Origin of the sequence: Methylobacterium crusticola, assembly GCF_003574465.1 — a bacterium.
Lineage (GTDB): Bacteria > Pseudomonadota > Alphaproteobacteria > Rhizobiales > Beijerinckiaceae > Methylobacterium > Methylobacterium crusticola.
Window position 1 is genome coordinate 1 of the sequence record NZ_QOWC01000266.1, and the last position, 9,397, is coordinate 9,397.

At 77.2% G+C, this 9,397-nt stretch carries 10 protein-coding genes and 1 pseudogene; 9 read left to right on the top strand and 2 right to left on the bottom strand.

What is annotated here, in order from left to right; translation table 11 throughout:
* From DT057_RS32450 to hemW, 4 genes are all read left to right on the top strand, one after another.
* Positions 1-996: class I SAM-dependent methyltransferase (locus tag DT057_RS32450; protein WP_338103529.1), on the top strand; the 996-nt coding region annotated here is incomplete at its 5' end.
* A complete protein-coding gene (locus tag DT057_RS32455) occupies positions 993-2,303 on the top strand; it encodes a tetratricopeptide repeat protein (protein ID WP_203236442.1) in 1,311 nt (436 codons plus the stop codon). The genes DT057_RS32450 and DT057_RS32455, both read left to right, overlap by 4 nt.
* A gap of 56 nt (positions 2,304-2,359) precedes the next feature.
* Positions 2,360-3,127: a PIG-L deacetylase family protein gene (locus DT057_RS32460; RefSeq protein WP_238313637.1), complete on the top strand. Its 768-nt coding sequence runs from the start codon at positions 2,360-2,362 to the stop codon at positions 3,125-3,127.
* A gap of 106 nt (positions 3,128-3,233) precedes the next feature.
* On the top strand, positions 3,234-4,397 hold the full coding sequence (hemW, locus tag DT057_RS32465; RefSeq protein WP_128566158.1) for a radical SAM family heme chaperone HemW: 1,164 nt from the start codon (positions 3,234-3,236) through the stop codon (positions 4,395-4,397).
* Positions 4,398-4,412: 15 nt separating this feature from the next.
* Here hemW and DT057_RS32470 read toward each other — a convergent pair whose 3' ends face one another.
* On the bottom strand, positions 4,413-5,681 hold the full coding sequence (locus tag DT057_RS32470; RefSeq protein ID WP_128566159.1) for a penicillin-binding protein activator: 1,269 nt from the start codon (positions 5,679-5,681) through the stop codon (positions 4,413-4,415).
* Between the two features lie 158 nt (positions 5,682-5,839).
* Between DT057_RS32470 and rsmI the strand changes: the two genes are divergently transcribed.
* The 3 genes from rsmI (at position 5,840) to DT057_RS32485 (ending at position 7,505) form a co-directional block, all read left to right on the top strand.
* Positions 5,840-6,802: a 16S rRNA (cytidine(1402)-2'-O)-methyltransferase gene (gene rsmI, locus DT057_RS32475; protein WP_128566160.1), complete on the top strand. Its 963-nt coding sequence runs from the start codon at positions 5,840-5,842 to the stop codon at positions 6,800-6,802.
* The gene (locus tag DT057_RS32480; RefSeq protein WP_128566161.1) at positions 6,789-7,175 is read left to right on the top strand and encodes a YraN family protein; all 387 of its coding nucleotides are present in this window, start codon (positions 6,789-6,791) and stop codon (positions 7,173-7,175) included. The genes rsmI and DT057_RS32480 overlap by 14 nt, the downstream gene beginning before the upstream one ends.
* A 114-nt stretch (positions 7,176-7,289) precedes the next feature.
* Positions 7,290-7,505: a hypothetical protein gene (locus DT057_RS32485; protein WP_128566162.1), complete on the top strand. Its 216-nt coding sequence runs from the start codon at positions 7,290-7,292 to the stop codon at positions 7,503-7,505.
* A gap of 28 nt (positions 7,506-7,533) precedes the next feature.
* Here the strand turns inward: DT057_RS32485 and DT057_RS32490 are convergent, their stop codons facing one another.
* Positions 7,534-7,920, bottom strand: a complete 387-nt coding sequence (locus tag DT057_RS32490) for a response regulator (protein ID WP_128566163.1) — start codon at positions 7,918-7,920, stop codon at positions 7,534-7,536.
* Positions 7,921-8,188: 268 nt separating this feature from the next.
* Here DT057_RS32490 and DT057_RS32495 point away from each other — a divergent pair, with 268 nt between their 5' ends.
* Complete coding sequence (locus DT057_RS32495; protein ID WP_128566164.1) at positions 8,189-9,097, top strand: glycine betaine ABC transporter substrate-binding protein; 909 nt, start codon at positions 8,189-8,191, stop codon at positions 9,095-9,097.
* A 29-nt stretch (positions 9,098-9,126) separates the two neighbouring features.
* A pseudogene (locus DT057_RS32500) lies at positions 9,127-9,397 on the top strand (hypothetical protein); the annotation flags it as partial.

A 9,397-nucleotide genomic window follows, 5' to 3' on the forward strand; every position in this document is an offset into this window, starting at 1 on the left:
CGGGCGGAGGCCCGCCACGGCCCGGCCGCCGCCGCCCGGGCGTGCCGGGCCGTGTTCGACACCCTCGCGGCGATCAGGACCCCCATGAGACCATCGAGCCGCCTCAGCCTCACCCGCCTGCGGCGGAGCCTCGCGGCCCGCCTCGACCCGGTCCGGGCCGCGCCGCCCGCGCCGCCGCCCGCCCCCGCGCCCGCCGCGGAGGCCGTCGACGTCCTGTTCGAGCGGATGATCGGCGCGGCCCTGGCGCAGGCGCGGACCGTCGCCTTCGACGGCTCCTACCACGCCGAGATCAGCCCGCTCGTGGACGGGGACAGCCTGGAGGCGCGCTCGGCCGAGGATCTCCTGGCGGCGGCGTTCCGGCCGGGCGCGCGCCTGCTCGATTTCGGCTGCGGGGCGATGCACTCGCGGCCGCTCATCGAGTCCCTGGGCTACGCCTGGCAGGGCGTCGACTACCTCGACGCCGTCTCGCCCCTGGTGCGGGACCGGGTGGCGGCGGCGGGCGACGCCATCGCGTTCTACGACGGCCGCCGGCTGCCCTTCGCCGACGAGAGCTTCGACGTGGTCTGGTCGATGCTGGTGTTCCAGCACATCCAGCACATCGACGTCAGCTTCGCGGAGATCGCCCGCGTGCTGCGGCCCGGCGGCAAGGTCATCGGCCAGATCTCCTACATGGAGCAGATGCAGGATTTCGGCACCTTCAACTTCACGCCCTACGGCCTGAAGGTGGCGGCCCGGAGCGCCGGCCTGCGGCTGACCCGGATCGACCCGAAGCACGACGTCTTCGCCTTCCTGCTGCGCCGCCTGATCATCACGCTGACGGCGAGCGACGACACGCTCCTCAACCCGATGATGGGCCCGGAGGGGTTCTACCACCGCGCCATCATCGAGACCGGCCGGCGCCTCGGCCTCGACGTGCGCTCGATCAACCTCCTGAGGCTGCTGTTCTGCACCCACTTCGTGTTCGCGATCGAGAAGCCCGGGAGCGGGCCGGCGTGAGCGGCGCTCCCCTGGCGGCCGCGGCGGGCCGCGGCCCCGACGGCCGCCGCGGCCCTGCCGGCTGGGCGCGGGCGGGGGCCGACCCGGTCGCCGCCGTGAAGGCCGCCGAGCGCCTGCGCGAGGACGGCGACATCCTCGAGGCGGCGGTCATCCTGGTCGAGCTCTGCCGGATCTTCCCGGACCTGCCCTACGGCTGGCGCGAGATCGCGATCCTGCGCCAGCGGGCCGGCGACGCCGCGGGCGCCGCGCGCGACCTCGCGCGGGCCTTCGCGGCCGATCCGGGCGACGTCCTGACCCTGAGCCAGGCCGTGCGCCAGCTCGCCGGCGCGGGCCGCCCCGACGCCGCCGAGGCCTGCCTGGCGGGCTTTCGCCCCCGGGACGCCGACGACCGCCTGCGGGCCGACCAGCTCGGCCAGCTCCTGGCCTTCATGCGGCGCCACCCGGAGGCGGAGGCGCGGGCCCTCGCCATGCGGGTGCGCACGAGCCCGCGCCACATCGGGGTCGACGCCGTCGAGGCGCTCGTCGCGGCCGCCCTCGCCCGCCGGCGGCCGCTCTCGCTGATCCGCCTCGGCGACGGGGAGGGGGCCTGGATCGGCGACCCGGACGACGAGGGCGGCCGCTACCGCGCGCTCCACCGCCGCAACCGCAAGCGCATCCTGCGCACCTGGTTCGGCGGCGACGACCTGATCGACCGGCCCGACTTCCTCGCCCTGCGGGCGCGGCTCCTCGCGGCGGTCGAGGAGGCGACGATCCTGGGCGTCACCTACCCGGAGCGGGTCCGGCACGAGTACGGCATCGCCAGCCTGGCGGGCGTGCCCTGCTGCACCAACGTCCTCGCCTGCGTGGCGCCGCTCCTCGGGCGCGAGGGCCCGGCCTTCTGCACCCACGACATCCACCTCGAGCTGCACCTCTCGGGCGCCCTGCACCGGCTGCTCGACGCCGGCGCGCCCGTCGGGGTCATCTCCTGCCACCCGGGCCTCGCCGGGGCCCTCGCCCGCAGGCCGGGGGTCCGGGTCGGCGCGAGCCTGCTCATCCCGGAGGAGAAGCGCTTCACCCCGGTCATCGGCCGCAACGGCACGCTCGCCCCCCACTTCCCGACCGTGTTCCACCAGGTGGTCGCGCGCCTGCGGGAGGGCGACTGGGCCGGGATGCTCTGGCTCGTCGCGGCCGGCTACCTCGGCAAGCTCTACTGCCACGAGATCGCGCGCCGCGGCGGCGTCGCCGTCGACATCGGCTCGGTGGCCGATGCCTGGTCCGGCAAGGCGACCCGCCCCGGGCTGTCCGACCTCGGGCGCTACCGGCTGTGAGCGCGGTCGCGACGACGCAACCCCGCGACGCGGGCCCGGGCGGGGGGGAGCGGGACGTGCTGGCGCACCTCGCCGCGCGCCAGCCGCTGGACCGGGCGGTCGCCCTCGTGACGGCCCACCCGGACGACGAATCGATCGGCATGGGCGGCGTCATGGCGGGCTTCCAGAACCTCACGCTGCTCCAGCTCACGGACGGCGCCCCCCTCGACCTCGCGGCCGCGGAGGCCGCCGGGTTCCCGACCCGGCGCGCCTACGCGGCGGCGCGCCGGGGCGAGCTCGTCGACGCGCTCCAGGTCACGATCGAGGGCCGCCTTTCCCGCCTCACCTGCTACGAGATCCCCGACGGCAGCCTCGTCGACCACCTCGGCGTCCTGATCGAGCGCCTGGCCGAGGATCTGATCTGCGTCGAGGCGGTGTTCACCCACCCGTTCGAGGGCGGCCACATCGACCACGACGCCGCCGCCCTCGCGGTCCAGGTCGCCTGCGCGCGCCTCGCCGCGCGCGGCGGGCACGCGCCGGCGCGGCTGGAATTCACGAGCTACCACCGCCACCACGGCCTCGTGCGCAGCGGACGGTTCCGCGACGACCCGGCCTGCCCCGAGATCGCCGTGCCCCTCACCCCGGAGGCGGCCTGGCGCAAGGAGGCGGCGTTCGCCTGCCACCGGAGCCAGGCGGACAACCTGCGGTTCTTCGGCTTCGGTCCCGAGCGCTTCCGGCGGGCGCCCGTCTACGACGCGACGCGGCCGCCCGGCGGCGAGCCGATGTACGGCGAGGAGGCCTGGCGGCGCCTCGCGGCCGCGATGACGGCGCTCGCGCCGCCGTGAGGCGCGGCCGGGCGCCGTCCGTGCGGCCATGAGCCCGCCCCCGCGCGGCCCCGGTCCGGCCCGCGGGCCCTTGTGCCCCGGCCCGCGGAACGGCACATCCGCCCGCATGAGCGATCATCCGACCCGGGACGTCGGCTTCGGGGTCTACCTGCACTGGCCCTTCTGCGCCGCGAAGTGCCCGTACTGCGACTTCAACAGCCACGTCCGCCACGGCCGCCTCGACCAGGCCCGGTGGCGGGCGGCCTTCGCGCGCGAGATCGGCCACGCGGCCCGCCTCGCGCCGGGCCGGACCGTGACCAGCATCTTCCTCGGGGGCGGCACGCCCTCGCTGATGGAGCCCGCGACCGTCGGGGCGCTCCTCGACGCGGTGGCGGGCGCCTGGGCGGTGGCGCCCGACGCCGAGGTGACCCTCGAGGCCAACCCGACCAGTGTCGAGGCGGAGCGGTTCCGGGGCTACCGGGCCGCCGGGGTCAACCGGGTCTCCCTCGGCGTGCAGGCCCTCGACGACGGGTCGCTGCGCCGGCTCGGCCGGCTGCACGGCGCCGCCGAGGCCCTGCGGGCGGTCGAGACCGCGGCGGCGCATTTCGAGCGCTACTCCTTCGACCTCATCTACGCCCGCCCGGACCAGACGCCCGCCGCCTGGAGGACCGAGCTGGCCGAGGCCATCGCCCGGGCGGCCGAGCACCTCTCGCTCTACCAGCTCACCATCGAGGAGGGCACGCCGTTCCACGGCCTCGCCGCCGCCGGCAAGCTGACGACGCCGGACGACGAGGCCGCCCGGGTCCTCTACGACGTGACCCAGGAGGTCTGCGACCGGGCCGGGATGCCGGCCTACGAGATCTCGAACCACGCCCGGCCGGGGGCGGAGTCGCGCCACAACCTGCTCTACTGGCGCTACGGCGAGTATGCCGGCCTCGGGCCCGGCGCCCACGGCCGCCTGGTGCTGCCGGAGGGGCGGACCGGCACCGCGACGGAGCGCGACCCGGAGGCCTGGCTCGCCCGGGTCGAGGGCGGCGGGCACGGCTTCCTGGCGCCCGAGGCGCTGACGGCCGCGGACCAGGGCGACGAGTTCCTGCTGATGGGCCTGCGCCTGCGGGAGGGCGTCGACCCCGCCCGCTACGCCGCCCTTGCCGGGCGGCCCATCGACGCGGGCCGCCTCGGCGGGCTGATCGCCGAGGGGCTGGTCGCCCGCGACGCCGCCGGCCGCATCGCGGCGACCCGCCGGGGGGCGCCGGTGCTCAACGCCGTGGTGGCGGAGCTCGCGGCGTGAGGCGCCGGCCGCGGGTCACGTCCCCGACGGCCCGAGCGCCCGCGGCGCCGGGCTGACGACGGCCGCGGCGGCGCCGCGGATCTCGAACACCGCGAGGGCCCGGTCGCTCGTGCCCTCGGGCCGGAACCGGAAGGTGCCGTCGATGCCGGCGAAGCCCGAGGGGTTCGTCAGCGTGGCGTCGGCGTAGCGCTGCGAGCCGTACTGGCGGTTCAGGGCCGCCGCGAGGGAGACCGCGTCGTACGCGAGGGTGGCGACCCGGACGGGCTCGGCGCCGAAGCGGGCCCGGTAGCGCTGGCTGAACGCGGCGTAGCCCGCCGGGTCGGCGGCCGCGAACCAGCCGCCCTGGAGGGACGGCAGGGCAAACACCCGGGGGTCGTTCCAGACCGCCGTGCCGACGGGCTTGACCCGGGCCGGGTTGAAACCCGCGCGGGCGAGGGCCGGCCCCGCCGCCGCGAGCCCCTCCGGCGTGTCGGGCAGGAAGAGCGCGTCGGCCTGCGGCGCCGGCCCGGCGATCAGGGGGCCGAGCCGCCCGATCGCGGCGCCGGGGTTGCCGGCCGGGTAGCGCTCGATCGCCACCACCCGGGCCCCGCGCCGGGCCACCGCCTCGCGGAACTGCGCCTCGACCACGTTGCCGTAGGTCGTGTCCGGGATCAGGGCCGCGAACGAGCGGCGCCCGGCCGCCGTGGTCTCGTCGACGATCCGGTCGACCTCGGGCTGCGGCAGGAAGCTCAGGAGGTAGACGCCGCGCGCCGCCACGCTGGCATCCGTCGAGAATGCGATCACCGGCCGCCCGGCCGGCCGGGCGGTGCCGGCGGCCGACTGGACGGTCGCGGCGAAGAGCGGGCCGATGATCAGCTCGGCCCCCTCGGCGAGGGCCGCGGCGGCGGCCTCCCGGGCCCCCTCGGGCGCGCCGCGATCGTCCTTGACCAGGAGCTTCAGGTCGGGGTTCTGGAATTCCTGCACGGCCATCTGGGCGGCGTTGCGCATGGCCGCGCCCACCGCGGCGCCGGGGCCGGTGAGGGGCAGGATCAGCGCGACCTTGACGGTGCCGGTCCCGATGGCGCCGCCGTCGCCGGGAGGCGGGGCCGCCGCCTCCGGGGCGGCCCGGGTCGCCAGCACGGGGCTCTCGATCCCGGCGCCGCAGCCGGCGAGCGGGAAGGCGAGCAGCAGGGCCGCCGCGCCGCGCCGGAAGCCGCGCCGCACGGCCCCGCCCCCGGGGCGCGCGCGTCGACCGGGCGCCGGCGCGCCGGGCCTCTCCTCGCTGCCGAGGCTCTTGCCCCCCATGGCCGGCTCCCCCGAATCAGGCCGCGCCGCGCCCTTACGGCGCGCGCGGCGCGCAAGCGGTGCATAAAGTCTGCCAGGGAAAAGTAAACGCCCGCACCGGCCCTCGGCCCGGACGACGGCGTGGCGGACCGGGGCCGAACCGTGGCACTGTCGGGGCGATGAGCCAGAGACACGATCCACCCCCCGGGCGGCCGGGCCAGCGCCCGGGCCCGGGCCGCGGCCCGGCGGTCTACACCGCCTTCGGCCTCGCCGCCGAGGCCGAGCCGCTCTCGCCCGGCCTGCACGTGGTGGCGACCCCGATCGGCAACCTGAAGGACGTGACCTTCCGGGCCCTCAGCACGCTCGCCGCCGCGGACGCGGTGCTGGCCGAGGACACCCGCGTCACCCGCACGCTCCTCGCCCATTATGGCATCACCACGCCCCTCCTGGCCTACCACGAGCATTCGGGCGAGGGGGTCCGGGAGCGGATGATCGCCCGCATGCGGGCCGGCGAGGCCCTGGCCCTCGTCTCCGACGCCGGCACCCCGCTCGTCTCGGATCCCGGCTTCAAGCTGGTCCAGGCCGCGATCGAGGCCGGCCTGCCCGTCACGCCCATCCCCGGCCCCTCGGCCGCCATCACGGCACTCGTGGCGGCGGGCCTGCCGACCGACCGCTTCTTCTTCGAGGGGTTCCTGCCCCAGAAGAGCGGCGCCCGCCGCACCCGGCTCGCCACGCTCGCGGGCGTGCCAGGCACGCTCGTGGTGTTCGAGGCGCCCCACCGCCTGCCCGAGATGCTGGCCGACGCCGCCGAGGTGCTCGGCGGCGACCGGCCCGCGGCCGTGGCCCGCGAGCTCACGAAGCTGTTCGAGACCGTGCGCCGGGGCGACCTCGCCGGCCTGGCGGCGGAGTACGCCGCCGCGGGCCCGCCGCGGGGCGAGGTGGTGGTGGTCATCGGCGCCGCGACCGGGACGGCCGCCGGGCCCGAGGCGGATGCCGACCTCGACGCGCGCCTGGAGGCCGCGCTCGCGCGCCACTCGATCAAGGATGCGGCGGCCCTGGTGGCGGACGCGACCGGCCTCAAGCGGCGGGAGGTCTACGCCCGCGCCCTGGCGCTCGCCCGGCGCGGCGATGACGCTCCCTGATCCGGCCGCCCGGCGGCGGCGCGCCACCGTCCTGCGCGGGCGCCGGGCCGAGATGCTGGCGCTGGCGGTCCTCGCCCTCAAGGGCTACCGGCCGCTGGCGACGCGCTTCGCGGCCGCGGGCGGCGAGATCGACCTGATCGTGCGGCGCGGCGGCGTGGTGGCGTTCGTGGAGGTCAAGGCGCGGCCGACGCTCGAGGCGGCCGCGGAGGCGATCACCGCCCGCAAGCGGCGGCTGTTCTCCCGGGCCGCCCGGGCCTGGATCACCCGCCATCCCTGGAGCGCCGGCCTGACGCTGCGGGCCGACGCGGTCTTCGTCGCGCCGCGGCGCTGGCCGCGGCACGTGGTCTCGGCCTTCGAGATCGAGGCCGGGTGAGGCGCGCTCCGCCCCGGTCCGGGGCCGGGCCGGCGCTTCCGTTCATCCTGCGTGCAGCGCAGCAAGCCTAAGCTCGGCGCGACGAGTGGGGCGAGCGGAGCGCGGGGCGAGACCATGCGGAGCGGGTTCGGATGCCAATCCTGCGGCTCGCCGGCCGTGCGCCTGCCGGCCGTCCTGCACGAGGACGCGCCGATCGCCTGCGACCGCTGCGGCTGCACGCTGATGGCCTGGGGTGCGTTCAAGCGCCGCGTGGAGGCGGAGGCCGCCTCCGAGCGGGCCGAGCCGGCGCCGGGGAGGGGCGGCCGGGCCGCGCAGGCGGGCCGCCGCTGATTCGCGGCCCGGTCGCGCGTTCCGGGCGCTAGGCGCCGGCCGAGATCGCGGCGATCAGGGTGCGCTTGAGATCCTGCTGGCTGAACGGCTTCTGCACCACCGGCCGGTCGCGGAACGGCTCGCGGATGCCGGCCCCGCCGTAGCCCGTCGAGAACACCAGGGGCAGCCCGCGCCGGACGATCGCCTCGGCGACGGGATAGATCGGCTCGCCCGCCACGTTGACGTCGAGGATCGCGACCGCGAAGGTCTCCGCCTCCGCCATCTCGAGGGCCGTGCTCAGCCGCGCGGCCGGTCCCACGACGGTGCATCCGAAATCGAGGAGCATGTCCTCCAGCAGCATCGAGATCGCCGCCTCGTCCTCGACCACGAGGACGCGGGCACCGTTCAGGAGGTCTTCGCTTGTATCCGTGCCCACGCCGGAGCTCTTTCCCTCTTCGCCCCGCACCGAGGCCGCATCGTTCCGTCACTGTCGCGGTCGACGCTGCCGCGACGGCAGGGTACCCGCGTGCCCGCAGCAGGGCCGCGCCCGTCCCGTCGGCCGGCGCGGGTGAGCCGTCGCCCGGAACGCAGGCCATGTCAAGCGCACCGGGATGGGACGCGGTGTTGCGGGAAACCGGGGCCGGCCGCCGGACGACGGCGCGGCTGCCGGGAACCCGGCGCGGCCCGGGACGGGAGGCGCGGCCATGCCGGCGCTGAGGGGGCGCACGACCCGGCGGGCGCTCCTCGCGGGCTCCCTCGCGGCCGCCGCCGCCGGCCGCGCGCGCGCCGCCGGGCCGGTGGTCGTGGCCTCCAAGACCGACGGCGAGGGGGCGCTTCTCGGCCGGATGATCCTCCTCGCCCTGGCGCGGATCGGGATCCCGGTGACGGACCGGCTCCAGCTCGGGCCGACCCGGATCGTGCGCGGCGCGCTCCTCGCCGGCGAGATCGACTGCTACCCGGAATACACCGGGAACGCGGCGTTCTTCTCCGGCACCGACGCCGACCCCGTCTGGCGGCGGGCGGAGGGCGCCTACGAGGCGGCGCGCCGCTTCGACGCGCCCCACGGCCTCGTCTGGCTCGCCCCGGCGCCCGCCGACAACACCTGGCAGATCGCCGTTCAGGGCGCCCTCGCGCGCGCCCACGGCCTCGCCACCATGGCGGACTTCGCCGGGGCGGTCGGGCGGGGCCTGATCGAGCTCTGCGCCTCGGCGGAGTTCGTCGAGAGCCCGGCGGCGCTGCCCTCCTTCGAGAAGGCCTACGGCTTCTCGCTGCCGCCGGAGCGGATCGTCGTCCTGCCGGGCGGCGACACCGCCGTGACCCTGCGGGCCGCCGCCCAGGGGATCAGCGGCGTCAACGCCGGCATGGTCTACGGCACCGACGGGGCGATCGCCGCCCTCGACGTCGTGGTGATGAGCGACCCGAAGGGCGCCCAGATCGTGTACGAGCCGGCGCCGGTGATCCGGGCCCCCGTGCTCGCGGCCCATCCCGGCATCGCGCCTGCCCTCGGGCAGGTCTTCGCCGGCCTCGACCTCGCGACGCTGCGGCGCCTGAACGCCCAGGTCGCCGTGGACGGCGACACCCCGGAGGCGGTGGCGCGCCGCTACCTCGGATGAGCCACTCCCCGAACCACGGACCGACCGCCATGCCGCCGCACAAGGCCGACCCCGCGTCCTGGCTCCCGCTCCTCGCGGCCGGCGTCGCGGTCGCGGGGCTCGCGGGGCTGCCGTTCCTCACCCTGGCGCCGAACCGCCTCGTTCCGGGCGTCCCGGTCGGCAGCGGCGTCATGGGCGCGGCCGTCGCCGCCCAGGCGCTGCTCGCGGCCCTCCTCCTCGCCCGGCCGTCGCGGGGCGGGCGGGCGGGCGCGGCCCTCGCCCTCGCGGTCGCGGCGCTGCTGCTGCTCCTCCTCGCGTCCG